The organism is Methylobacterium sp. P5_C11 (genome assembly GCF_054049775.1).
Genome location: NZ_JBFULS010000020.1, coordinates 64,385 through 87,456, shown reverse-complemented (window position 1 = coordinate 87,456; position 23,072 = coordinate 64,385). Strand labels below are relative to the sequence as shown.

At 70.4% G+C, this 23,072-nt stretch carries 19 protein-coding genes and 2 pseudogenes; 11 read left to right on the top strand and 10 right to left on the bottom strand.

From position 1 onward, the window contains the following. Nucleotides 1-404: pseudogene (locus tag ACXJKQ_RS13225) on the top strand (PepSY domain-containing protein); the annotation flags it as partial. 13 nt (nucleotides 405-417) lie between these two features. Here the strand turns inward: ACXJKQ_RS13225 and ACXJKQ_RS13220 are convergent. After that, complete coding sequence (locus ACXJKQ_RS13220; protein ID WP_457106194.1) at nucleotides 418-2,562, bottom strand: TonB-dependent receptor; 2,145 nt, start codon at nucleotides 2,560-2,562, stop codon at nucleotides 418-420. A gap of 98 nt (nucleotides 2,563-2,660) precedes the next feature. On the opposite strand from ACXJKQ_RS13220, the pseudogene ACXJKQ_RS13215 reads away from it, so the two are divergent. Then, nucleotides 2,661-3,827 (top strand): annotated as a pseudogene (locus ACXJKQ_RS13215) (CobW family GTP-binding protein). Nucleotides 3,828-3,836: 9 nt separating this feature from the next. Here the strand turns inward: ACXJKQ_RS13215 and ACXJKQ_RS13210 are convergent. The 3 genes from ACXJKQ_RS13210 to ACXJKQ_RS13200 form a co-directional block, all read right to left on the bottom strand. Further along, nucleotides 3,837-4,463: a MarR family winged helix-turn-helix transcriptional regulator gene (locus ACXJKQ_RS13210; protein ID WP_457106193.1), complete on the bottom strand. Its 627-nt coding sequence runs from the start codon at nucleotides 4,461-4,463 to the stop codon at nucleotides 3,837-3,839. Nucleotides 4,464-4,547: 84 nt separating this feature from the next. Next, nucleotides 4,548-4,937, bottom strand: coding sequence for a response regulator (locus ACXJKQ_RS13205; RefSeq protein WP_457106192.1), 390 nt, complete (start codon nucleotides 4,935-4,937; stop codon nucleotides 4,548-4,550). Nucleotides 4,938-5,083: 146 nt separating this feature from the next. Beyond that, complete coding sequence (locus ACXJKQ_RS13200; RefSeq protein ID WP_457106191.1) at nucleotides 5,084-6,352, bottom strand: adenosylmethionine--8-amino-7-oxononanoate transaminase; 1,269 nt, start codon at nucleotides 6,350-6,352, stop codon at nucleotides 5,084-5,086. A gap of 91 nt (nucleotides 6,353-6,443) precedes the next feature. Here ACXJKQ_RS13200 and ACXJKQ_RS13195 point away from each other — a divergent pair, with 91 nt between their 5' ends. The 3 genes from ACXJKQ_RS13195 to ACXJKQ_RS13185 all read left to right on the top strand — a co-directional run bounded on the left by ACXJKQ_RS13195 (nucleotide 6,444) and on the right by ACXJKQ_RS13185 (nucleotide 9,067). Continuing rightward, a complete protein-coding gene (locus ACXJKQ_RS13195) occupies nucleotides 6,444-7,568 on the top strand; it encodes an aminotransferase class I/II-fold pyridoxal phosphate-dependent enzyme (protein ID WP_457106190.1) in 1,125 nt (374 codons plus the stop codon). 118 nt (nucleotides 7,569-7,686) lie between these two features. Continuing rightward, complete coding sequence (locus ACXJKQ_RS13190; RefSeq protein WP_457106189.1) at nucleotides 7,687-8,196, top strand: OsmC family protein; 510 nt, start codon at nucleotides 7,687-7,689, stop codon at nucleotides 8,194-8,196. Between the two features lie 13 nt (nucleotides 8,197-8,209). Next, nucleotides 8,210-9,067, top strand: coding sequence for a class I SAM-dependent methyltransferase (locus tag ACXJKQ_RS13185; RefSeq protein WP_457106188.1), 858 nt, complete (start codon nucleotides 8,210-8,212; stop codon nucleotides 9,065-9,067). Nucleotides 9,068-9,131: 64 nt separating this feature from the next. On the opposite strand, the gene ACXJKQ_RS13180 is transcribed toward ACXJKQ_RS13185, so the two are convergent. Then, a complete protein-coding gene (locus ACXJKQ_RS13180) occupies nucleotides 9,132-10,730 on the bottom strand; it encodes a gamma-glutamyltransferase family protein (RefSeq protein WP_457106187.1) in 1,599 nt (532 codons plus the stop codon). 122 nt (nucleotides 10,731-10,852) lie between these two features. Here ACXJKQ_RS13180 and ACXJKQ_RS13175 point away from each other — a divergent pair, with 122 nt between their 5' ends. Continuing rightward, nucleotides 10,853-12,304, top strand: a complete 1,452-nt coding sequence (locus ACXJKQ_RS13175) for a carbohydrate porin (protein WP_457106186.1) — start codon at nucleotides 10,853-10,855, stop codon at nucleotides 12,302-12,304. Between the two features lie 69 nt (nucleotides 12,305-12,373). Next, on the top strand, nucleotides 12,374-13,909 hold the full coding sequence (locus ACXJKQ_RS13170; protein ID WP_457106185.1) for a cation:proton antiporter: 1,536 nt from the start codon (nucleotides 12,374-12,376) through the stop codon (nucleotides 13,907-13,909). Between the two features lie 112 nt (nucleotides 13,910-14,021). Here the strand turns inward: ACXJKQ_RS13170 and gshB are convergent, their stop codons facing one another. Further along, nucleotides 14,022-14,978 carry a glutathione synthase gene (gene gshB / locus ACXJKQ_RS13165; protein WP_457106184.1) on the bottom strand — a complete coding sequence of 319 codons (957 nt, stop codon included), beginning with the start codon at nucleotides 14,976-14,978 and terminating at the stop codon, nucleotides 14,022-14,024. A gap of 46 nt (nucleotides 14,979-15,024) precedes the next feature. Continuing rightward, the gene (locus ACXJKQ_RS13160; protein ID WP_457106183.1) at nucleotides 15,025-15,318 is read right to left on the bottom strand and encodes a hypothetical protein; all 294 of its coding nucleotides are present in this window, start codon (nucleotides 15,316-15,318) and stop codon (nucleotides 15,025-15,027) included. A gap of 437 nt (nucleotides 15,319-15,755) precedes the next feature. On the opposite strand from ACXJKQ_RS13160, the gene ACXJKQ_RS13155 reads away from it, so the two are divergent. The 4 genes from ACXJKQ_RS13155 (at nucleotide 15,756) to ACXJKQ_RS13140 (ending at nucleotide 19,131) form a co-directional block, all read left to right on the top strand. Next, entirely contained in the window at nucleotides 15,756-15,968 is a 213-nt protein-coding gene (locus tag ACXJKQ_RS13155; protein ID WP_457106182.1) for a hypothetical protein, read from the top strand. Between the two features lie 52 nt (nucleotides 15,969-16,020). After that, complete coding sequence (locus ACXJKQ_RS13150; RefSeq protein ID WP_457106181.1) at nucleotides 16,021-16,851, top strand: hypothetical protein; 831 nt, start codon at nucleotides 16,021-16,023, stop codon at nucleotides 16,849-16,851. 297 nt (nucleotides 16,852-17,148) lie between these two features. Beyond that, nucleotides 17,149-18,120 (top strand): DNA-methyltransferase, encoded by a 972-nt coding sequence (locus ACXJKQ_RS13145; RefSeq protein ID WP_457106180.1) that lies wholly within the window; start codon nucleotides 17,149-17,151, stop codon nucleotides 18,118-18,120. A 3-nt stretch (nucleotides 18,121-18,123) separates the two neighbouring features. Next, nucleotides 18,124-19,131 (top strand): hypothetical protein, encoded by a 1,008-nt coding sequence (locus ACXJKQ_RS13140; RefSeq protein ID WP_457106179.1) that lies wholly within the window; start codon nucleotides 18,124-18,126, stop codon nucleotides 19,129-19,131. A 301-nt stretch (nucleotides 19,132-19,432) separates the two neighbouring features. Here the strand turns inward: ACXJKQ_RS13140 and ACXJKQ_RS13135 are convergent, their stop codons facing one another. From ACXJKQ_RS13135 to ACXJKQ_RS13125, 3 genes are read right to left on the bottom strand one after another with little or no spacing between them, the layout of a single operon-like run. Next, entirely contained in the window at nucleotides 19,433-20,062 is a 630-nt protein-coding gene (locus tag ACXJKQ_RS13135) for a DUF1254 domain-containing protein (protein ID WP_457106178.1), read from the bottom strand. Then, nucleotides 20,050-20,733, bottom strand: coding sequence for a DUF1214 domain-containing protein (locus ACXJKQ_RS13130; RefSeq protein ID WP_457106177.1), 684 nt, complete (start codon nucleotides 20,731-20,733; stop codon nucleotides 20,050-20,052). Before ACXJKQ_RS13130 ends, ACXJKQ_RS13135 begins: the two co-directional genes overlap by 13 nt. A 4-nt stretch (nucleotides 20,734-20,737) precedes the next feature. Next, nucleotides 20,738-23,035 carry a transglycosylase domain-containing protein gene (locus tag ACXJKQ_RS13125; protein WP_457106176.1) on the bottom strand — a complete coding sequence of 766 codons (2,298 nt, stop codon included), beginning with the start codon at nucleotides 23,033-23,035 and terminating at the stop codon, nucleotides 20,738-20,740. Between the last annotated feature and the right edge of the window lie 37 nt (nucleotides 23,036-23,072).

Here is a 23,072-nt window from a genome sequence, read left to right as displayed (position 1 = left end):
ATGCCGCCGCGATCGCGCGGGCCGCAGCCCCGGCGCTGCCCGGCGGCGCGTTGCGCGCGGCGGAGCGCCTGAGTGCCTACGACCTTTACTGGTACCCGCACGGGTCCGATCCGCGCCCGCTCCCGGTGCTGCGCCTGCGGTTCGGCGACCCGGACGCCACCTGGCTCCACGTCGATCCGCGGGACGGGACCCTTCTCCAGCGCCTGGATCGCTCGGGCCGGGTCAACCGCTGGCTGTTCGACGCCGCGCACCGCCTCGACCTGCCCGGGCTCACCCGAAACCGGCCGCTCCACGACGCGGCCCAGTGGACTCTGAACCTCCTGGCCGCCGGGATCGCCGTGACGGGGATCGTCGCGGGCTGGCGTAGGCTGCGCCGCGGCCTGCCGGCTCAGAAACCTCGATGACCGACGCGGCCCCTCAGAACCGCGCCGTCAGGAACAGCCGCACGTTCCGCCCCGGCAGCAGGATCTCGTCCTTTTTGAAGGACGTCGAATTGCGGATGTCGTCGTTCAGGAGGTTGCGGCCCTGGACCCCGAGGGTGATCGCGCTCGCCCCGTAGACCTTGGGATCGACCGCCTTGGTGTAGCTCAGCTCGGCGCGCAGGTCGTCGTAGCCGGGCGTCGGCGTCTCGTACACTGCCGTGGCGTCATGGCTGAAGGCGTGGAGCAGGTTCACGCGCGCAAACCACCCGTCGGCCCGCAGATAGACGCCGCCGCCGACCCGGTAAGGCGGGATGCGCGGCACGTTCGCGCCGTTGTCGAACTGGGCGCGGACGAAGTCGAACTGCGCCTCGATGCCGGCGAAGCCATTGCCAACCGGCACGAGGTCGTACTGGCCGATGATCTCGGCGCCGTAGAAGGTAGCGTTCTGCTGCTGGTAGACGATCTGCCTGTTGTCGGAGCCGACGCCGCAGGAGGCGAAGTCATCGTCGCAGGTGAGCCCCGTGTAGTTGCGGTAGATGAAGCCAGTATAGCGCGTGAAGTAGCCGGTCGCATCGAGGCGGAAGGGTCCCTCGGCCCGGCGGATGCTGGCCTCGACGGTCCGGGCGCGCTCCTTCTTGAGGTTCGGGTTGCCGATCTCGAAGGTCGCGGTGGCGTCGTGCGGCCCCTGCGAGAACAGCTCGTAGCCCGTGGGTCCGCGCTCGACATAGGAGCCGGTCAGGCTCGCCACGAAGCCGTAGGGCAGATCCTGCAGGGCGCCGATGCTGGCGCTCTTCGGGGCGAAGCGCCGGGTCCGCGCGTACTGGAACGGCTCCTGGCCGTCGACCGGCACGTAGTCCGCGGGGAACTGGGCGGCCGTACTCGACAGCCGGTCGACCTCGTAGCGCCCGGCCGCCTGGAGGCGCGTGCCCGGGCGCAGCTCAAGCTCCTCGAACAGGTAGACCGCGTTGGCGCGGGTCTCCGTCTTCGGCAGGAACGATTCGAGCTGCGTGTTGATCACGCGCCGGTCCGACTGGAAGCCCAGCGCACCGGTGAGCTTGCCGAGCGCCGTGAAGACCGGGACGTGCTGCAGTTCCAGGCGCCCCTCGGCCTCGCGGTTCTTGAAGATCGCCTGGACGCCCTCGATCCCGTCCCCGCCGATCCCGATCTCGTTGTGACGATAGACCGAGTAGCCGGCCCAGTAGCGGATCACCTCGAAGGGTCCGTCGAGGGGGCGGTACTCACCCCGCGACAGGACCCGGTCCTGGTTCGGGGTGAGGCGCGTCCGGTCCTGCTCGGCGACGCCGCCGGGGATCGCGTAGATCGCGTCGTAGTGGCTGACGGAGATGCCGACGAAGCCACGGTCGCCGATCGCCGAGATGCCGACCGCGCCGCCCTGAGACTCGTTGTAGGAATTCCGCTGGATGCCACCGGGGATCGCGTAGCTGTCGTTGGCGGTCCTGAAACCGTCGGCGTGGACCGCGACGCCGTCGCCGCCGGCATCCACCGTGGCGGCGCCCAGCCGGCCGTTATCCACGCTGGAGAATCCGCTGGTCACCTGCCCCTGCACGCCGTTCGCCGGGATGAAGGTCGGCACCCGGTTGTTGTCGGCCGAAACGACACCGCCGATGGCACCCGAGCCGTAGCGCAGGGTCGCGGGTCCGCGGATCACCTCGATCCTGTCGGCGACCAGCGGGTTCACCGGGACGGCGTGATCCTCGCCCAGGTCGGACACGCCGCCGTTGACGATGCCGTTCTCCTGGATCCGCACGCGGACGTTGTCGAGGCCGCGGATGATCGGTCGCGAAGCCGCGCCCGGCGCGTAGCTCGTCCCCGAGATGCCCGGACGGTCGAACAGGGCGTCGCCCAGGGTCCGGGGCTGATCGCGGGCGATCTGATCCTGCGTCACCACGGTGACCGGCGAGAACGTGTTGGTCGCCACAGGCAGGATCCCGGTTGGAGCCGCGGGATCCGCGGCCGGCCCGGGGCGGGGTGCCTGGATCGGGCTCGGGCTCGTGACGCTGATCTCGTCGAGGGCGACGGCCTGCTGGGCACGAGCCGCGGAGGTGACCGTGAGACAGGCGCAGACGGTCGAGGACAGGACCGTGCCGGCGAGCAAACCGAAGCGACGCGAGGGAGACATCGAGACTCACACAGTGTTATATCGTTTCATTGTTGCGGCGCGGCGCCTTCGCGCAAGGCCAAATCCACCAGCCCTCCGACGCAGACAGGAAACGTTACATCGTTGCAACAACGTTCCTCGGAGCGACGAGAGTGTCATGCGGCGGCCGTCGGGTCGCCGTGATCGTCGACACCTGAGCGACGTGAACTTCGACGCCGACCTCGTGCAGGCGGGTGGCGCGGACCTGTCGCGGACCGACGAGCCGCTCGTCGAGATGACCGACGGCTGCATCTGCTGCACCCTGCGCGACGACCTCCTTGCGGAAGTCCGCCGCCTGTCGGAGGCGGGCCGGTCCGACTACCTGCTGATCGAGGGGACGGGCATCGCCGAGCCCCTGCCGATCGCCGCGGCCTTCTCGTTCCGCGACGAGGACGGGCGCTCCCTGTCGGACCTCGCCCGGCTCGACACGATGGTGGCCGTCGTCGATGCGGTGAACCTCCTGAAGGATTACGGCTCGGCCGCCTTCCTGCGCGAGCGCGGCGAGACCGCCGGCGCCGAGGATACCCGGGCGCTCGTGGAGCTGCTGGTGGAGCAGATCGAGTTCGCCGACGTGGTGGTGATCAACAAGGCGCGGGACGTCGCCGCCGATCACCTCGCCCTGGTGCGCTCGGTGAGGCGCGGGCTGAACGCCGATGCCCGCATCCTCGAGACCGAGCACGGGCGCGCGCCGCTATCCGAGATCCTCGATACCGGGCTGTTCGACGCGGAGGCGGCGCAGCAGCACCCGCTCTGGTTCAGGGAGCTGTCCGGCGCGCAGGAGCACGTCCGGGAGACCGAGGAATACGGCATCGCGTCGTTCGTCTATCGCAACTGGCGGCCCATCGACCCGGAACGCTTCAACGCCTTCGTCAACGCCACCTGGCCGGGCCTGATCCGGGCCAAGGGCCATTTTCAGGCTGGCGACGCGGCCGGACTGGGTCGGCGAGTTTTCCCTGGCGGGCGCCGTGGCGCGGGTCTCGGCGATGGGGTTCTGGCGGTCGGCGGTGCCGCGGCGGCGCTGGCCGGAGGCGCCCGAGCTCCAGGCGCGGCTGCAGGATGTCTGTAGCGCAGTCTCGGGCGATCGGTGCCAGGAACTGGTCTTCATCGGGACCGGCATGGACCGCGGCGCGCTCACCGCCGCACTGGACGCCTGCCTGATCGGGCCGGGCGCCGATCAGGAGCCATTCGATCCCGCGCCGTCCCGCGACCTCCCGGATCCGTTCCCCGCATGGCGCAGGGCAGCCTGAGCCGGTCGGTCAGGTCGCCAGCGCCTCGGCTTCGTCCTCGGCCTCGATCTCGGCATCCGCCTCGGTCGCCTGACCGGAGGCACCGGCCGCTTCGGCGAGGCCGCGGGCAGCCTTGCGCAGGAGCTTGCGAAGGCGCCGCCGGTCGGTCTTGTCGAGGTGGTCGAGCAACTCGGCCTCGACCTCTTCCTGAATGCGCTCGATCGCCTCGGCCTTGGCCAGACCCGCCTCCGTGAGCTGCACCCGGACTACGCGCCCGTCGCCCGATTCCGCCCGGCGCTCGACGATGCCGAGGGCTGCGAGGCGCGTCACGGTCTTCGAAGCCGTGGGCGGGCGGACACGCAGCAGCGCGGCGAGGTCGCCCATGGTCATCGTGCCGGCGGCGGCGAGCGCCTGCACCACCTGCTCCTGCCCGGCGAACAGGCCGAGCTTGGCCAGGCGGTCGCCGGTGCGGGCGCGATGCAGGCGTGCGGCCTGGACGAGCGCCCAGCCGACGCTGCGCACGCCGGGCGGCCGCATCTTCTTGGATGCGAGGCCGAGCACGGCCACCGCCTCATCCTGCTGATCGCGCTTCTGCTTGTCGCCCACCGGAGCGCCCGCGTTAGTGCCGGCGGCCGCCGGACGATCCTGAATCTGCACCGTCCACCCCCATCATGCGGCCGCCCGGGACGCTGTGGCGCTGACCGGTGACGCTGCGATGACGGGACTGGCGCGGATCGCCGCTCAGCAGTGCATGAGGCGCTGCAGTCGGTCCAGGATGTCTTCGCCGGTACAGGGGCGGGCGATGAACTCCGCACGCTCGGGCATGCGGTCCGGATCCGGGGCCGCGCGCCCGGACACGATCAGGATCGGCAGCTGCGGCCGCGCCTCGGCGACCGAACTCGCGAGGTCGAACCCATCGGTCTTGCCCGAGAGCTGCACGTCGGTGACCAGCCCGCAGATGTCCGGGCGGGCCTGAAGGATGCTGAGTGCCCGCTCCGCGGAGGCGCATTGCACGGTGTCGTAGCCGCCCTCCTCCAGCACGTCCCCGAGGTCCATGATCGTCAGCGCCTCGTCCTCGACGAGGAGGATTACCGGCCGATCGCCGCTCGAACCCGTCTGCTCGCTCGCCACTGTGTACTCCCTCAGGCAGCGTGCGGCCGCGAGGGCCGCCGCACGCGTCTTCAGCCGTAGGCCCAACGGTAGAAACGGTCCCGGGTTGCAGGCCTGTGCGGAGGCGCGCGCGCGGGCTTGTCGAGCGCGCGGTCACCGAGCCGAAGTCATCGGGCCGAAGCGGACGTCCGTTCGGTCACGACGGCGGCGACCGCCTCCACGAGACGGTCGAGCTCCGCCGCCGCGATCGTGAGGGCGGGGGTGAGATAGACGATGTCCCCGAACGGCCGTACCCAGACGCCGCGGGCGAGGAAGGCAGCCTTCAGGGCCGAGAGGTCCGGGACCTCGGTGAACTGCACGGCCCCGATGGCGCCGAGGATCCGGACGTCGGCAACCCCGGCCAGCCGCCGCAGGGGCTCCAGCCCCTCGGCGAGCCGGCTTTCGATCGCGCGCGCCTGGGTCAGCCGCGGCTCGCTCTCGAACAGGTCGAGGCTGGCATTGGCCGCCGCGCAGGCGAGGGGATTGGCCATGAAGGTCGGGCCGTGCATCAGCGCGGCTGCGGGATCCTCCGACCAGAACGCCTCGAACACCTCCGTGCGGGCCACGGTGGCGGCGAGCGCCATCGTGCCGCCGGTGAGGGCCTTCGAGAGGCAGAGGATGTCGGGGACGATCCCGGCCTGCTCGCAGGCGAACAGGCTTCCCGTCCGGCCGAAGCCGGTGAAGATCTCGTCGACGATGAGCGGCAGGCCGTGGCGGCGCACGAGCCGGGCGACGGTCGCAAGCACCTCCGGCGGATGCGTCCGCATCCCGCCGGCGCCCTGGACCAGCGGCTCGACGATCACGGCGGCCAGGGTCTCGCGGTGGGCCGCAAGCGCGGCGTCCAGCGCCGCGGTTTCCGCAGCCGTTCGCGGCAGGTCGCAGAAGAGCTGCGTGGGCAGGTAGGCACCGAAGCGGCGATGCATGCCCTCCTCGGGGTCGCAGACCGACATCGCCCCCATCGTGTCGCCGTGATAGCCGCCGCGGAACGCCAGTACCCGCGTTCGGCCGGTCACCCCGCGGTTGATCCACATCTGCGCCGCCATCTTGAGCGCGACCTCCACGGCGACCGACCCCGAATCGCTGAGGAAGACGTGGTCGAGGTCGCCCGGCAACAGGGTGGCAAGGCGCGTCGCGAGCCGCTCGGCAGGCGCATGGGTCAGGCCGCCGAACATCACGTGGGGCATGCGCGCGAGCTGGTCGGCCACGGCGCCGGCAATGCGCGGGTGATTGTAACCGTGAACCGCCGTCCACCAGGACGCGATGCCATCCACCAGCTCGCGCCCGTCGGCGAGGACGATGCGGGTGCCGTGGGTTGCCACGGCCTCCAGGGGCTGGGCGGCCGAGCGCATCTGCGTATAGGGCCGCCAGAGGTGGCGCGCGGGCGTGTCGGAGGTCATGGATCCGGAATGGGAGGGCCTCGGACGGCGGTCAAGGGTTCGGCGCACGCCGCTTGACTTTGCCGGCGCGGCGGCTCCCATCCGCAGCCTGATGGACAGCCTCGACACCTTCGCCCGCGGGAAACTCAACGCCCTGGAAGCCGGCAGCCTGCGACGCCGGCTGGTGCCGACCGAGCGCGGCCCCGACGCCGCGGCGACCCGGCAGGGCAGGGCGCTCGTCTCCTTCTCGTGCAACGACTATCTCGGCCTGTCCCACCATCCTCGCGTGATCGCGGCGGCTCAGGACGCCGCGGCGGCGCACGGTGCGGGCGCCGGCGGGTCGCGGCTCGTGACCGGCGACCATCCCTATCTCGGGGCGCTGGAGGAGCGGCTCGCCCGCCACAAGGGACAGGAGGCCGCCCTCGTTTTCGGCAGCGGCTACCTCGCCAATCTCGGGATCACCCCGGCGCTCGCCGGGCGCGGCGACCTCGTCCTGCTGGACGCGCTGTCCCACGCCTGCATGTGGGCCGGGGCGCGGCTGTCGGGCGCGCGGGTGCTGACCTTCCGCCACAACGATCCCGGCGACCTCGCGGCGCAGCTCGCGGAGCACCGGTCCGGGCACGGGCGCGCCCTCGTCCTCACCGAGCGTGTCTTCAGCATGGACGGAGACCGGGCGCCCCTCGGCGACATCCTGGGCGTCGCGGAGAGCTTCGATGCCTGGACGCTGGTGGACGACGCCCACGGCATCGGCGTGGTCGAGGACGGACCGCGGGCACCGCTGGAGATGGGCACGCTGTCAAAGGCGCTGGGGTCGTACGGCGGCTATCTCTGTGCGTCACGGCCCGTGATCGACCTAATGACGAGCCGTGCCCGCAGCTTCGTCTACACCACCGGGCTCCCCCCGGCCTCGGCCGCCGCCGCCCTGGAGGCGCTGACCATCCTGGAGGCCGAGCCTGTGCGGCGCGCCCGCCCGCTCGCCCTGGCCCGGCGCTTCACCGCCCGCCTGGATCTCCCGGAGGCCGAGAGCGCGGTCGTGCCGGTGCTGGTCGGCGCGGCGCAGGAGGCGCTCGCCATCTCGGCGGCCCTGGAGGCCGCCGGATTCCTGGTGGTGGCGATCCGGCCGCCGACGGTACCGGACGGAACGGCCCGGCTGCGGGTAGCCTTCTCGGCAGCCCACGAAGAGGCGCAGGTCGATGCCCTGGCCGATGCCGTGGCGCGGCTCACCGGGCGCGCCTGACCGCGCTTCCCGTCCGCCGCGCCCGCACCTATACCAGACCCCCCTGACGGGGCGCGCTGCGCCCTGCAAGCCCGTCGACGATGAGCGGGTGAGACCCGGGATCGAGAGGACGACGCCCATGGATGCCAGCGCGCTGCGAGCCCTCCAGGCTCCGATCAAGGACAAGTACCGCGATGCGCCGGATGCCGCGGTCATCACCCTGAAGGCCAAGGGCACCCTCGACGACACCAAGATCGCCTGCAAGGTCGAGACCGGCCGGGCCATCGCGGAGGCCGGGCTCCATCCGGCGACCGGCGGTTCGGGCGCGGAGCTGTGCTCGGGCGACATGCTGCTGGAGGCCCTGGTCGCCTGCGCGGGCGTGACGCTCAAGGCGGTGGCGACCGCCCTGGAGATCCCGCTGCGGTCGGGCACGGTCAGCGCCGAGGGCGACCTCGACTTCCGCGGCACCCTCGGGGTCGACAAGGAGGCGCCGGTGGGCTTCCGCAGCATCCGCCTGTTCTTCGAACTCGACACCGATGCGCCGGAGGACAAGCTGGCGCAGCTTCTGAAGCTGACGGAGCGCTACTGCGTGGTGTTTCAGACCCTGAACCACAAGCCCGAGCTGTCGGTGGCCGCGACCACGGCCTGACGGAGGAGCGGTAATGGCGGGCGGCATCACCCAGACCGAGTACTGGAACGGCGAGGTCGGCACACGTTGGGCGCGTAACCAAGCGGTGCTCGACACGATGTTCGTCCCGCTGACGGAGGCGTTGTTCGCGCGGCTGCCGCTGCGCCACGGCGCGTCCGTCCTCGACATCGGCTGCGGCGCGGGGGCGACCACCCTGGAGGCCGCGCGCCGGGTCGGGGCCGGCGGCCGCGTGACCGGCGCCGACATCTCAGCCCCCCTGCTGGCCGTCGGGCGGGACCGCGCGGCGGCGGAGGCGCCCGGCGCCGCCCCGGTCCAGTTCATCGAGGCCGACGTCGAGACGGCCGATCTCGGCCGTTTCGATCAGGTGCTCTCGCGATTCGGCGTGATGTTCTTCCCGGATTCGGCCCGCGCCTTCGCCAACGTGCGCCGGATGCTGACGCCGGGGGGCCGGCTGACCTTCCTGTGCTGGCGGACTCTGCCGGAGAACCTGTGGGTGAGCGTGCCGCGCGAGGCGGTGCTGCCGCTCCTGGCCGAAATCCCGCCGCCGCCGCAGCCGGACACGCCGGGTCCGTTCCGCTTCGCCGACGCCGGCCCCATGGTCGCACTGCTGCGCGGCGCCGGCTTCGCGGACGTCACCTGCGATGCGGTGGACCGAGATATCGTGCTCGGACAGGGCGAGACCGATGCGGCGGCCATCGCGGCGGCGACCCATGTTTCCCTGAACCTCGGCCCCAGTTCCCACCTCGTCCGCGAGGCCGCGCCGGACCTGCGGTCGCGGGCGGAGGCGGCGGTCAGCGAGGCCCTGCGCCGGCACGCCCAGGACGGTTCGGTGCGACTGCGCGCCGCCTGCTGGCTCGTGCAGGCGGGCTGAGGTCCGGCATACCGTCATCGCACGCAGCGGTGACGGTATGCCGGCGATGGCGGCGGATGCCGGTTCAGAGGCCCAGCGCGCCGCCGTCCGAGCGCGGATCGTGGGTCGCCTCGATGCGTCCGTTGCGCGCGTGGCGAACCAGCATGCCGGCATGGCCCAGCGAGTCGATGTAGGGGCCGCCCAGCTCCTCGATCTCGTGGCCGAGGCGGTCGAGGGCCGCGATGCAGGCCGGATCGAACCGGTCCTCGACCTTCACGCTGAGGGAGGGCGCACCCCAGGTTCGTCCGTAGAGCAGGCGCGGGGCATCAACGGCATCCGCCACCGACATCCCGTAATCGGCGTAGCGGCTGAAGATCTGGGCCTGGAATTGCGGCTGCCCGTCGCCGCCCATGCTGCCGTAGCTCATCACCCGACCGTCGTCGAAGGCGGCGAGCGCCGGGATCAGGGTGTGGAACGGGCGCCGGCCCGGCTCCAGCGGATTCACGGCCTTTGGGTCCAGAGAGAACGACATGCCCCGGTTCTGCCAGCAGATCCCGGTGGCCGGCAGGACCGCGCCCGAGCCGTACTCCCAGTACACCGACTGGATGTAGGAGACGGCGAGCCCGTCCTTGTCGATCGCCCCCATCCAGACCGTGTCGCCGTGGCCCGGATCGGGCAGGGGCACCCGGGCGGCGCGGCGCATATCGATCAGGGCCGCCTCCCGGGCGAGGTGCTCCGGCGTCAGGAAGGCGGCGGGATCGTGCCGCAGGCGGCTGAAATCGGTCACCACCCGGTCGCGGATCGCGAAGGCCCGCTTCGTCGCCTCGATCAGGCCGTGATAGTGGGCCGTGCTCTCCGGCTCGGCGATGGCGAGCCGGTCGAAGACGCCGAGGATCAGGAGCGCGGCGAGCCCTTGGGTCGGGGGTGGGAAATTGTACAGCGTCGCGTCGCGCCGCCGGATCGAAAGCGGCGCCCGCTCCACCGCCGCGACGGTCTCAAGATCGGCCCGCGTCACCGGCGCGCCGAGCCGCTCCAGATCGGCGGCGATCTCCCGGCCGATATCGCCGCGGTAGAAGTCGCCGAGGCCCGCATGGGCGAGCTGCTCCAGGGTGGCGGCGAGCCGCGGCAGTGTCCGGACCTCGCCGGCCGGATAGGGCTTGCCGTCCTTCAGGAACGTCGCGGCAAAATTCGGGGCGTCGTGGAGCGTGTCGAGTTCCTGGGGCACGTAGCGCGCCTCCGAGGGTGAGACCGCCACGCCGTTGCGCGCCTGCCCGATCGCGTCGGCGAGCAGCGTCTCCAGGGGCAGGCGGCCTCCGAGCGCCCGGGCCAGCTCCAGGGCGAGGCGCCAGCCACCGATGGCGCCGGCCACCGTCACCATCGCGTCCGGCCCGCGCGCGGGAATCGCGTCGTAGTCCTTCTCGCGGTAGCGCTGGATCGTGGCGAGGCGCCCGGCCGGGCCGCAGGCCTCGATGCCGCGCACCCGGCCGCCGCGCTCGCGCACCAGCCAGAAGCCGTCGCCGCCGATCCCGTTCATGTGCGGGTAGACCACCGCGATGGAGGCAGCCATCGCCACCATCGCCTCGATGGCATTACCGCCCTGGGCCAGCACCGTCTGACCGGCCTGGGCGGCGAGGATGTGGGGTGCGGCGACGGCGGCGGTGGTGAAGACGGGTGTCTCGGGCATCGGCGGTCCTGTGGTGTACCGGTTCCAGGGTTAGGCGAGCCTGTGCATCCTGCAAAGGCCGGGACGCGTACCGGCACCGCGCCATGCTATGCTGCCGGCGTACTGTCGCTCAGACGCGGCCGATGATCTGCAAGCTGCCACCCTGGATCGCGTTCGGCCTCGGCCTGTGCGCCGTGCCCGCCGCGGCCCAGCAGCGGACCCGGACCGTTTTCGAAGGTGCCGGCGCGGACCCGCGCATCTCGGTCTCGCAGCCCGAATCGACCAGCCAGGCCTCCGGTGGCTACGTCCGCTCCATCGAGCCCTCCCTCGGCCCGCTGGGCGATCCCCTCGGGCTTCGCCCCGCGCTGAAGGCCCGCGGCATCGAGTACAGCCTGACCTACGTCGCCGACATCTTCGGCAACCCGGTCGGCGGCGTCCGGCAGGGGGCGATCGCGGAGGATCGCCTCAACCTGCGGCTCAACCTCGACCTCGACCGGCTCGTCGGCTGGCAGGGGGCGACGGTCCACGCCAACGCCTATTTCATCCACGGGACCGGCCTGTCGCGCTACTATGTCGGCAACCTCCTGACCACGAGCGTCATCGAGGCTTTGCCCGCGAGCCGGCTCTACGTGCTCTGGCTCGACCAGAGCCTGATGGACGGTCAGCTCGGACTCCGGATCGGCCAGCAGGCCGCCGACACCGAGTTCTTCGTCAGCCAGACCGCGACCCTGTTCGTGAACTCCACCTTCGGTTGGCCGGCCATCACCGGGCTCGACCTGCCGAGCGGCGGGCCGGCCTATCCCCTGGCGGCGCCTGCGATCCGGGCCAAGTACGTGCCGGGCAACGGCTTTTCCCTCCAGGTCGGGCTCTACGACGGCGATCCCGCCGGCGCCAACCGGCCTGGGCAGGATCCGGAGGCGCAGCGCCTCGACCGGACGGGGACGAATTTCCGCCTCCGCGACCCGGCCCTGGTCATCGCCGAGGCGACCTACGCGTACAACATCGCCCCCGGATCGAAGGGCCTGCCGGGCGACATCACCCTCGGCGGCTGGCAGCATTTCGGCCGGTTCGACAGCCTGCGCTTCGACATTACCGGCGTGCCGCTCGCCGACCCGAACGCCTCCGGGATCGGCCGGCCGGTGCGGGGCAATGCCGGCCTCTACGCGATCTACGACCAGACCCTCTACCGGGAGACCGGCAAGGACGACGAGGGCGTGGGCTTCTTCGTGCGCGCCGCGTGGTCGCCGACCCGCTCCAGCCTCATCGACGCCTATGTGGATACCGGGCTCGCCTACAAGGGCCTGGTCGACGGGCGCGACGACGACACGGTCGGGGTGAGCTTTGCCTACGCCCGCATCAGCGACGATGCTCAGCGGGCCGACCGGGACACGATCCTCTACGCGGGGATGCCGATGCCCCGGCGCCGCGCCGAGGCGGTGATCGAGGCGACCTATCAGGCCGTCGTCGTGCCGGGCTTCACGGTGCAACCGGACGCGCAATACGTCATCCGTCCGGGCGGCGGCATCGCCGGGCCGGACGGGCGCCGCCTGCGCAACGCCGCGGTCCTGGGCGTGCGCGCCACCGTGCAGTACTGAGCGCCCGTCCGCGCCGGCCTGCGACGGCTCGACAGGGAACGCTCCCAGGACCCCGCCTCTTTCAAAGGCATGTTGATCTTCGAGTGGGTCGTCGGCGTCATGTTCGGCGCCGTCCTCCTGGCCGGTCTGGCGCGCCGCCTGGGCGCCCCCTATCCGGCCTTCCTGGCCCTTGGGGGCGTCGGCCTCGCCTTCGTGCCCGGCGTGCCCAACCTGCGGCTCGATCCCGAGCTGGCGCTGGCGCTGTTCCTCGCCCCGGTCCTGCTCGATGCCGGATTCGATGCCTCCGTGCGGGATCTGAAGGAGAGCTGGCGCGCGGTGCTGGGGCTCGCGGTCGGCGCGGTGGCGGTGACCACGCTCGCCGTCGCAGTCGTGGCGCGGCTGATCGTGCCGGACATGCCGCTGTCCGCCTGCATCGTGCTCGGTGCCGTGGTGGCGCCGCCGGACGCGGTGGCGGCGCTGGCGGTGCTCAAGCACGCGCCGATGCCCCACCGGCTCGCCACGATCCTGCGCGGCGAGAGCCTGCTCAACGATGCGGCCTCGCTGCTGATCTACCGGCTCGGCGTGGCGGCCGCGATGGCCGGGACCTTCCATCCCGCCGAGGTGGCGCCGGCATTCCTGCTGGGCGTCGTGGCGAGCCTCGCCGTCGGACCCGTCCTGGGTCTGCTCTTCGTCGCGCTGACCCGGCGCGTCACGGACCCGGCGAGCGCGATCGTGATGCAGTTCGTCGGCGCCTTCGGAATCTGGCTCGCCGCGGAGCGGCTGGAACTCTCGGGAGTCCTGACCATCGTGACCTTCGCGGTGACGGTCGCCCGCCGGGCGCCGGGCGTGACGGCGCCCCGGGCTCGGGTGATCTCCTACGCGGTCTGGGACACGGCGGTGTTCGTGCTCAACGTCCTGGCCTTCGTCCTGATCGGCATCCAGATCGACCCGATCCGGGACCGGCTGACGGGCCCGGATGCGTGGCAGGCCCTGATCCTCGCGTGCGCGACCTTCGCGACCGTGGTGGTGACCCGTATCGCCTGGGTTCTGCCGACCACAGGGATCCGCGGCCTCGGCCTCCGGCAGGCGGGCGCACCGGCGCGGCTCGGACCCGGGCTCGCCCTCTCGTGGGCGGGGATGCGCGGGATCGTCACGGTGGCGGCCGCCCTGGCGCTGCCCGCCGCGTTCCCCCACCGGGACCTCGTGGTGTTCGCCGCCTTCTTCACTGTGCTGGCCACGCTGATCGTCCAGGGCCTGACCCTGCGCCCGGTGCTCGCCTGTCTGAAGCTGGAGGACGACGACCCGGTGGGGCGCGAGACCGGCCGCGCCCGGGCAGCGGCCTACAAGGCCGCCCTCGACAGCCTGACGGACTCGGACGACGCGCCGGCGACCGACGCGCTGCGGGCCGAGTTCCGCGCGGCGCTGGTCGAGGCCGAGGAGCACGAGGAAGGCCGGGCACCGGAGAGCCTGCCGGCGGACGCCGCCCGGCGCCGGGCGGTCGAGGCCGCCCGCGACACGGTCCTGTCCCTTCGCCAAACAGGCCGGATCGGGGACGACGCCTATTTCCTGCTGGAGGAAGAGTTCGACTGGGCCGAACTCAGTGCGACGCCGCGGGCGGAAACCTGAGCGTCGCAGCCTTCGTGGACCCCCCGTCCCGGCCCGCGCCGCGGAGCGGTCCGGGCGGCGTCAGGCGCGTCGCGGGTGGGAGCCGATGGGATCGAGACGGAAGCCGGTGCCGTTACACGCCCTTGCGCGCCGCGATCCGCGCCTCGATCGCATCCCAGACGGCGACCGACAGGTCCGGGCCGCCGAGCCGCTTGATCGCCCGGATGCCGGTGGGAGACGTGACGTTGATCTCGGTCAGATGCCCGTCGATCACGTCGATTCCCACCAGGATCAGGCCGCGGCGCGCGAGTTCCGGACCGATCGTGGCGCAGATCTCGCGCTCACGCTCGGTCAGTTCGGACGCCGAGGCCGCGCCGCCGCGGACCATGTTGGAGCGGATGTCGTTGGCGGCCGGGACGCGGTTGACCGCCCCCATGGCGACACCGTCGATCAGGATGATGCGCTTGTCCCCCTCCGTCACCCGGTCGAGGTAGCGCTGCACCACCCAGGCCTCCCGGAAGGTCGTGGCGAACAGGTCGAACATCGAGCCGAAGTTCGGATCCGTCTCGGTCACCTTGAACACGGCCGCGCCGCCATGACCGTGGAGCGGTTTCATCGCCACCGTGCCGTGCTCCAGCCGGAAGGCCTCGATCTCCGCCCTGTCGCGGCTGATCAGGGTCGGCGGCATCAGCTCCGGGAAGTCGAGGACGAAGAGCTTCTCGGGTGCGTTGCGCACCTCGAAGGGGTCGTTGACCACGAGCGTCTCCGGATGGATCCGCTCCAGCATGTGGGTGGCCGTGATGTAGGCCATGTCGAAGGGCGGATCCTGGCGCATCAGCACCACGTCGGCCTCCGCGAGGTCGATGCGCTCCGGCGGCGCCAGGGTGTAGTGCGCGCCCTCGACGTCCTGCACGGTCAGGCGCTCGACCCGGGCGGTCACGCGCCGACCCTGCATCGAGAGCCGGTCGGGCGTGTAGTGCACGAGCGTATGCCCCCGCCGCTGGGCCTCCAGCAGCAGGGCGAAGGTGGTGTCACCCGCGATCCGGATATTCTGGATCGGGTCCATCTGAACCGCGACGGTCAGGCTCATTGCAAACGCCCCTCGCCAACGGCGGACATCGCGACCGGATGCCGGCTCAATCGTCGGACAGAGACTTGCTGCCCGTGCGCTTGTCGTAGTCGCCGATCGCCGAGCGGCATTCCGGCGACAGGCGCTTGCGGTTGCGCATCATGCAGCGATCCGCGTCCTGGCTGTTCGGATCGACGCCGGCGCAGAGGCGGAAATAGTCGTTCGCGCAGCCGAGCTGCAGGCCCTGGTCCTCGCGTTGGGCATAGGCAGGGCCGGCGGTGAGCGCCACCAGCGCCAGCGCCGCGATGGCCAGCCCGCGGTGGCGGGAGGCGCGCAGGGATCGTTCCGGAACCAGTCGCATTCAGCGGTGTCCTCAATCTCGATCGGGCGGAGAACCGATGCGGCGGCTCCGCCTTCATTCGCGTCCGGCATATCGGTCCGGCCGGGCGGTAGGCAAGCGTCGGAGGTCCCGCCGGGTTCCGCGCCGGACCGTCACGGCCACGCTCCGCCGCGGTGTGGCGCGCGGGTCGCACCGCCCACCGCGCGGTGGCGGCGAGCCCTGAATAAAAAGGCCCCGTCCGGGATCGGACGGGGCCTCAAGTCGAAGGGAGGAAACGCCCGCCATGGGCGCGAAGACCGACGCAATTGCCGCGCCAACACGCCTCAAGACCCGCTTTCGCTGGCGACGACGGGAAAGATTCCGTTAACCACGTCGTGCTGGATAGTCTCCGTAGCCCTTGCCGACGCCCTCCCGAGGCCCGGGCCGGATGCTCGGACCGCCGACAGGAGCCGGAGACCATGACCCTTTTCAAACCGCGGGAGACCGACGACAGCCCGCCGCCGCAGCAGGCCGCCGATTCGACGCGCCAGATCGCCGCGGACGCGTCGGCCGTTCTGATCCCGTTCCCGGGAACCGAGGCGCGGCGCACGTGCCGCATCCCGCGTTCCGACGAGCGGCGCGGCGAGATCCTGCTGTTCCTGGGCGTGCGCTACGAGCGTCTCGCCTCCTGAGGCATCACAGCGCATGTCCGGCCGGTCGCGCAACGCCATCGACGGTTCCCCCATGTCCATTTCGGATGCCCGGCGCTCCCGGCCCGCGCGCCTGGCGGCGCGGCTCGCCCCCCTCGGCGCGGCTTTGGCGCTCCTGGCCGCCTGCACCCAGAGCGGCGATTTCGGCCGGCCGCGCACGGGGGTCTGGAACGGTCTCATCGACACCACGGGCAGCTTCAGCAGCCACGATCGCGGCCGGCTGCTGCTTGATTCCGGTCTCACCGACGACGAGCAGGCCCTGCGCGACCGCGCCTGGCGATTCGTCCAGCCCGCCAGCACCTTCACGGCCTTTCAGGACGTGGTTCTCGGCCTCGCCAGCGCCCACGCGCTGCCGGCGACCTGGCGCTTCGAGGACGTGGGCGCCTATTACGAAACTCTGACGGCCGAACCGTCCCGCTCGCCCGTCTCCCGCTATCGGCAGCTCGGCGACGATGCCACCGCCGATGCAAGGCTGATCCCGATCTTCGTGGCGCTGGCGGCCCGCGTCATCGACGCGGATGCCGCGCGGCTGCGCAGCCTCCCCTTCGCCAGGACCCTCGACGATGCCGACGTGCGGCTGGCCGCGCAGCGCGTCGCCGAGAACCGCTGCCTGATCGCGTGGGTGCGGTTCGAGGCCGGTCTGCGGCTCGCGCGCTACCGGTTCGCCCTGGAGCATCTGTTCGCCGCGGCGCCGGCGCCGGAGTCGGTCTCGGCCGAACGGTCGGTCATGATGCTGGCAGCCCGCCGCAACTTGCTCGACCCGCTCCTCCCGCCGGATGCGGCGGCCCGGTGCGGGCTCGGACCGATCCCGCTGCCGCCCCCGGTGCCGGTTGCCCAGGCAGCGCCTCTGGTGGTCAAGGACTGAGYGGCCGCGCAAGAGTCGGGTCTGAGGTCGCGGTGGTCACCGGGCGCCGTCAGACGCCGCACGCGATACGGGCGGGGCAATCCGGATCGCTTTCCGGCGTTCGTCGCCTGACCACCGCGCTTCGCTCCCGGACTCTCTTCGATCATCGATAAAGGTCTCACCGGACCGAATGAACGGCGCTTGACGTTGCGCCTGCGCCGCGACGACCCCCACGGCGTGCCGCACGGGAAGACCCGTCTCGCTCCAGCACCCGATCGGTGCAAAAGCTGTGATCGATGCACCAGAACCTTGTACGCCGTGTCGAATTTCAACCGGAGCGGATTTGAGATGCGCAAATCGCGAGGCCCGGCCCTCGTCCCTATCGAGGGCGCGCATCAGCCCCGGCGGCCCGGCACGGTCTTGCAGGATGGCCTGCGACAGGGCGTTCTGCATGGCGACGGGCAAGGCTTTCTGTCGGAGCTGCCGAACGGCAGTATCGACCTGTTCTTCACGTCCCCGCCCTACGCCGACGCGCGGGGCTACAGCCGCATTCATCCCGATCGCTATGTGGAATGGTTCCTACCGTTCGCCCGCGCGATGTTTGATGCCACCAAGCCGACCGGAAGCCTGATCATCAACATCAAGAATCGGGTCGCGAAGGAAGGTCCCCTGAAGGGCCAGCGTCACCCGTATGTCTATCAGCTCGTCCTGGCGCTGCAGAATATCGGCTGGCGCTGGATTGAGACTTATATCTGGGCCAAGCCGAATGCCGTGCCTGGACGATTCGGTCCCCGCACCAAAGACAGTTTTGAGTACGTCTATCATTTTGCCAGAGATGTTCGGCCCTTCTTCGACTTGGCCAGCGTCCGGGTTCCGTACAAGGCCGACCAAGCCGAGATTGCCCGCAGGAAACTGGATACGCTCGGCCGCCGCAGCACCGAGGCTGGCTTCGGGCGCGATCGGACCAAGACCTATCTGCTCGGCGGCGCAGACCCGGGCAACGTCGTCAGCGTCCCCCAGACGTATAACCAGCATCGCGGTGTCGCTCACACGGCGGCGATGCCCGAAGGATTGGCCGAGTTCTTTATCAAAGCTGCGTCTCCGCCAGGGGGAATCGTCGTCGATCCCTTCGCCGGGAGCGGAACGACCATCGTGGTCGCGCGGCGCCATGACCGCCAAGCTTTCGGCTTCGAGATCCATGACGCATTCGTGCAGGAGGCGCGGCGCCGAATTGCCGAGGACCTTGCAAATGACACGCCGGGCCGCCTCGTTGCCTCTTCCATAGGTTGACGCATGCCGATCGACGACACGGTTCAAAAGATCTTGGAGGCCAAGTCCTGGGCGCAGCGCATTGCCCAGCTCAGGCTTATTCCTCAGCACCACGGGACGGGGGAGCACAACGCGATCTACGCGGCCGTCGCGCGAAAGCTGTATATGCCGCACCTGTCACCTGACTTCGCCTACATCCACGATTCGGAATTTTATGACCCGCCCCATTTCTTCGAGGCCTATGACGCGGCCGATCGCCTGACGGACGGGTTCGCCAAAACCACGGAAAAGGATCTGGCACGTGCAATATCCGAGTGCCCACGCACTCTTCTCGTGTTCAGAACACTTCTCGGCCTCACGAAGGATGAATTGGCCCACGCTTCCCTGATCGCGGCTGAAGCGGCGGATTCCAAGCCCCTCTCGTCATCGCAGATCGATAAGATGGAGCGCAGCGATCTTGAGCCGCGGGCAAAGTCGGCGCGCACGCGGCACCAAGCCGAGATCGTTGCGAAGACGATAGCCATGGCGATGAATCGCGAACTCTTCGGGGACGCGCCGCCGGGCTTGCGGAGCAAGCAGCAGAAGCCCGACACGGAAGACGGATGGAACACCGTCAGGAATTTCGCGTCAAACGGGGTTCCGCTGAAGGTATTTTTACATCAGAGACACTACGGCGGAGCCTTTCGCCAAGTCTTGGACGCGACATCGACCCTGCGCGGCGACTTGATCGAGGATTCCGTCCAGGACCTGTTTACGGCAAACCGGATTCCGTTCATTCGAACAGGCAGCCACAATCAAGCGGAGATCGCTGCACGCTTCGAAGTGCGGGTCACGCCGGCGCCAGACTTCGTGATCTTTGACCAGAGGGACGACAGCCTGAAGGCCATGCTGGAATGTAAGGGGACGAACAACGGCGGAACCGCGCGCGACAAGGCGCTTCGTTTCGCGCGCCTCCGAGCGGAAGCCATGCGGCTGAACGGCGTCCCTCTGATCGGTGTGCTGGGGGGGAACCGGCTGGGCACGCATCAATGATGCGCTTGCCCCCGTCGTCGGGGACACGGAGGGAAGGGTGTTCACGCGGTCGACCCTTGACGAGTTGCTGGAGGTTCAACCCTTCCCGGGCCTCATCGGAACGGCACAGCCATGACGGCGATCCGTCAGGGACTTGAAAGCGACAACGATTGCGGCCGAAGATCTTGAAGGGGTCTATTCATAGCGATCCGGATTTCGCGGCTCCGGTCCACGTCTTTCAACAGGACCTTGCGAAAGACCGCATCCCGATGGAGTCCATCGAAAAGATCGATCCCTGTAACGACCTCCGAAGAAGGCCTCGCTATCGCCCTGCGCCCTTGCCCGGCGCATCCTTACCGGTGGTCGCATCGTCCGCCGGCGTGTCGGTGGTACAGGAGACGGCCTGAACCGCGGCGTTGGCGGCGGGCCGCTGGCTCGGCAGGCCCGCAATCACCCGCACCACCACGACTCCCCGCGCGTCGGGCGCGACGATGCGGACGTCGCGGCTCGGATCGTTCTCGTCGTCGTCGGCCAGCGCCTCGTCGTACTGGGCGCGGGTGAGGATCACGAGGTCGAGGGCACCGCGCACCGCCGCTTGATCGGTCACCGCGTAGAACGCTCCGCGGCGGGCATGCGCGGCGAGCGAGAGGGAGAGGGGGCCGGTGCGGGCCGAGACGCGCATGGGTCCGTCGGCAAGATTGTAGGCGCAGACACCCACCGCCACCGCCGGATCCGGGATCGGAAGCCACGCCTCGGGCGGGGAGGGATCGTCGCCGGTCGCGACCGTGTAGATCGTTTGCGGATGGTCCAGGTTCTCGCTGGTGCGGGCGCGCGTGACGGCATCGGAGTCCGACAGGCCGGGGATCGCCAGGACCGCCGCGATGTGGACGATCCCGGCAAGCACGAGGCCGGTCAGCGTGGCGTAGACGAAGCGCAGGTTCACGGGGCGCATCCGAGGCGTGTGACGGCCGGCACGGAATTCCGGTCGAGGGACCCGACGCTGGCGGCCACCGGTGTGTCGTAGAGGCGCAGAGCCAAGCGCACCGGCCCGCTCGCCCGCGGGCTCGGCAGCCAGTTCCCGGGCTGCACATCCGGCGCGAGCACGATCGCGAACCGCCCGTCGGCGGCGCGCAGCACCTCCGTCGAGGTGAAGCCTTCGCGCAAGGGGGCACGGTCGGCCTCGCGCGGGCCGCGGCCTGCGACCGTGAGGGTCCAGGCCCGGGCGGGGGGCGTCCCGCCGCCGATCCGGTACGTGCAGGTCGCGTCGAGGGCCTGACCGGTATCGTCGACCGCTGCGGTCAGCAGCAGGCCCTCGCCGACCGCCAGGGGGATCTCGCCGCGGCGGGCATTGACCGCGCGGGTATAGGGATCGGCGTTCCCGGCACCGGCCCGCGGCCAGGCGGTCCAGGCGCCGACCTGCACGCCGCCGAAGGGATAGCCACCGCTCGTCGCCCAGTCGGCACTGGCAAGTCCGAGGACGGCGCCGAGCGCCAGGGCGTACACGGCAAGTCCGGCGACCGAACTCTTGCGCCAGAGGCGACGGACGAACCGGACCACGCCGCTGCGCGGGGCACCGGCGGACGCGGAGGCGCCGCCGAAGGTGCCGGGAATCGTGAGCTTCATGTGCTCACCGCACCTCGACGAAGCCGCCGACCGGGCGGCCGCCCTCGGCCAAGGCGCGCGGCTGCCCGGAGGGTGCAGCCGCAGCGCGGTCGCCGGGCTTTCGGCCGGTCTTCGGCGCGTCCCCGGCGCCGGATCGCGGATCCGCAGCCGATCCGGGCGCACGCTCGACCGTGCGGAACAGGCCGTTCAGACCGCTGATCACCTCAAAGGATCGGCGGGACAGCTTGCCGTAGGCGCTGGCATTGGGGTCGATCGGGGCTGTCGTCCCTCCGGAGGCCTGCTGCTGGGCTGCCCGCGGGCTGTCCTTCAGGCCGGGCAATCCCTTGATCTCGATGCCCTGGTGGGCCGGCTCCATCACGTCGTGCCAGGTCTGGGCCGGGAGCGAGCCGCCGGTGAGCTTGTTGGTCGAGGTATGGTCGTCGTTGCCGTACCAGACCGCGCCGACGTAATTGCCCGTGTAGCCGACGAACCACGCGTCCCGGTAGGCGTTCGTGGTGCCGGACTTGCCCGCGACCTTCACGCCCTCGAGCTGCGCCCGCTTGCCGGTACCCTCCTCGACGACCTTGTTCAGCATGAAATTCATGTCGGCCACGACCTGGGGGGCGAGCACCCGCTCGGGCGCCTCGTCGGCGTGGCGATAGATCACCTCGCCGGACGAGTTCTTCACCTCCATGGCCGCGTAGGGCTTGGCGCGGAAGCCGCCGTTGGCGAACACCGCGTAGCCCGCCGCCTGATCGATCACCGTAACCTCGTCCGAGCCGATCGGCATCGAGACCGTGTCGATCAGGTTCGAGGTGATGCCCATCTTGTGGGCGAGTTCGGTGATCTTCGCGCGGCCCGCCTTCGCGGCCTTGGCTTCGTGACTGATGCCCATGGCCTTGCCGAGGGCGATGGAGATCTTGATCGGGATCGTGTTGATCGACTTCGCCACCGCGAGCCACATCGGTACCCGGCCGGCGTAGGAGCGGCCGTAATTCTGCGGGCACCAGTTGCCGATGCAGACCGGGCTGTCGACGACCGGCGTATCGGGCTTGAACAGGCCCGAATTGAGGGCGGCCGAGTAGACGTAGGGTTTGAACGACGAGCCGGGCTGGCGCAGGGCGTCGGTGGCGCGGTTGAACTGGCTCTCGCCGTAATCGGCGCCGCCGACCATGGCGCGGAGCGCCCCGTCGGGGTCGAGGATCACCATGGCGGCCTCGTCGACATCCATGGCGTCGCCGGACTTGCGCAGGATATCGGCGACCACCTCGTCGGCGCGCTTCTGGATGGCGAGGTCCAGCGGCGTCTTCACCGTCAGAACGCGGTCGTTGCGAAGCTTGCCCGCGTCGGCCATCCCCTTGATCTCGCCGAAGGCCCAGTCGAGGTAGTAGTCGGCGGTGATGTCGCGCGTGCGGGTCACCGGCGTCGCCGGGTTGCGCAGGGCGGTCTGGATCTGGCCCTCGGTGACGAAGCCCGCCTCCACCATGTTGTGCAGCACGTCCGCCGCCCGGGCGCGGGCCGCCGGCAGGTTGACGTGCGGGGCGTACTTGGTCGGCGCCTTGAACAGGCCGGCCAGCATGGCGGCCTCGGCGAGGCTGATGTCCTTGAGGGGCTTGCCGAAGTAATAATCCGCCGCCGCCACCGCGCCGAAGGTGCCGCCGCCCATATAGGCGCGGTCGAGGTAGAGCTTCAGGATCTCGTTCTTGGTCAGATGGCTCTCGAGCCAGAGCGCCAGGAACGCCTCGTTGACCTTTCTTTCGAGCGACCGCTCATTCGTCAGAAAGAGGTTCTTGGCGAGCTGCTGGGTGATCGACGAGCCGCCCTGGGTGCCGCCGCCGCCCTTCGAATTGTTGACCAGCGCCCGCAGGGTCCCGATCGGGTCGATACCCCAATGCTCGTAGAAGCGCCGGTCCTCGGTGGAGACCAGCGCCTTGATCATGATGTCGGGAAACTCGTCGAGCTTCAGCGAGTCGTCGTGCTTGATGCCGCGGCGCCCGACCTCAGTGCCGTAGCGGTCGAGGAAGGTGACGGCGAGGTCCTGCTGCTTCAACCAGTTCTCGCTGGTCAGCTGGAAGGCCGGCTGCGCCAGGGCGAGCATCAGCACCGCGCCGCCGGTCCCGATGGTGACCCCCTCGCTGGTCAGGTCGAGGGCGACGCGCTTCCAGCCGCGCACCGCGAAGCGGCTCATGACCCGCTGGAAGCGCTCGTAGACTACGCCGGTGGACTGGCCGCCGTCGTACAAGCTGGCATTGACCCAGGCGTCGAACGCCAGCGCGGCGCGTTCGAGGCGGATCTTGATCTCGGTGAACGTCGGCAGGCGCACGATGTCGGACCCGGCTTGTCGAGCGCCTCTGCGGCGA

Excerpts from the sequence above, each read along its gene's own strand:
- ACXJKQ_RS13220 (WP_457106194.1), bottom strand. The coding sequence starts at position 2,562 with ATGTCTCCCTCGCGTCGCTTCGGTTTGCTCGCCGGCACGGTCCTGTCC.
- ACXJKQ_RS13200 (WP_457106191.1), bottom strand. The coding sequence starts at position 6,352 with ATGACCTCCGACACGCCCGCGCGCCACCTCTGGCGGCCCTATACGCAG.
- ACXJKQ_RS13195 (WP_457106190.1), top strand. The coding sequence starts at position 6,444 with ATGGACAGCCTCGACACCTTCGCCCGCGGGAAACTCAACGCCCTGGAA.
- ACXJKQ_RS13190 (WP_457106189.1), top strand. The coding sequence starts at position 7,687 with ATGGATGCCAGCGCGCTGCGAGCCCTCCAGGCTCCGATCAAGGACAAG.
- ACXJKQ_RS13185 (WP_457106188.1), top strand. The coding sequence starts at position 8,210 with ATGGCGGGCGGCATCACCCAGACCGAGTACTGGAACGGCGAGGTCGGC.
- ACXJKQ_RS13180 (WP_457106187.1), bottom strand. The coding sequence starts at position 10,730 with ATGCCCGAGACACCCGTCTTCACCACCGCCGCCGTCGCCGCACCCCAC.
- ACXJKQ_RS13175 (WP_457106186.1), top strand. The coding sequence starts at position 10,853 with ATGATCTGCAAGCTGCCACCCTGGATCGCGTTCGGCCTCGGCCTGTGC.
- ACXJKQ_RS13170 (WP_457106185.1), top strand. The coding sequence starts at position 12,374 with ATGTTGATCTTCGAGTGGGTCGTCGGCGTCATGTTCGGCGCCGTCCTC.
- gshB (WP_457106184.1), bottom strand. The coding sequence starts at position 14,978 with ATGAGCCTGACCGTCGCGGTTCAGATGGACCCGATCCAGAATATCCGG.
- ACXJKQ_RS13160 (WP_457106183.1), bottom strand. The coding sequence starts at position 15,318 with ATGCGACTGGTTCCGGAACGATCCCTGCGCGCCTCCCGCCACCGCGGG.
- ACXJKQ_RS13155 (WP_457106182.1), top strand. The coding sequence starts at position 15,756 with ATGACCCTTTTCAAACCGCGGGAGACCGACGACAGCCCGCCGCCGCAG.
- ACXJKQ_RS13150 (WP_457106181.1), top strand. The coding sequence starts at position 16,021 with ATGTCCATTTCGGATGCCCGGCGCTCCCGGCCCGCGCGCCTGGCGGCG.
- ACXJKQ_RS13140 (WP_457106179.1), top strand. The coding sequence starts at position 18,124 with ATGCCGATCGACGACACGGTTCAAAAGATCTTGGAGGCCAAGTCCTGG.
- ACXJKQ_RS13135 (WP_457106178.1), bottom strand. The coding sequence starts at position 20,062 with ATGCGCCCCGTGAACCTGCGCTTCGTCTACGCCACGCTGACCGGCCTC.
- ACXJKQ_RS13130 (WP_457106177.1), bottom strand. The coding sequence starts at position 20,733 with ATGAAGCTCACGATTCCCGGCACCTTCGGCGGCGCCTCCGCGTCCGCC.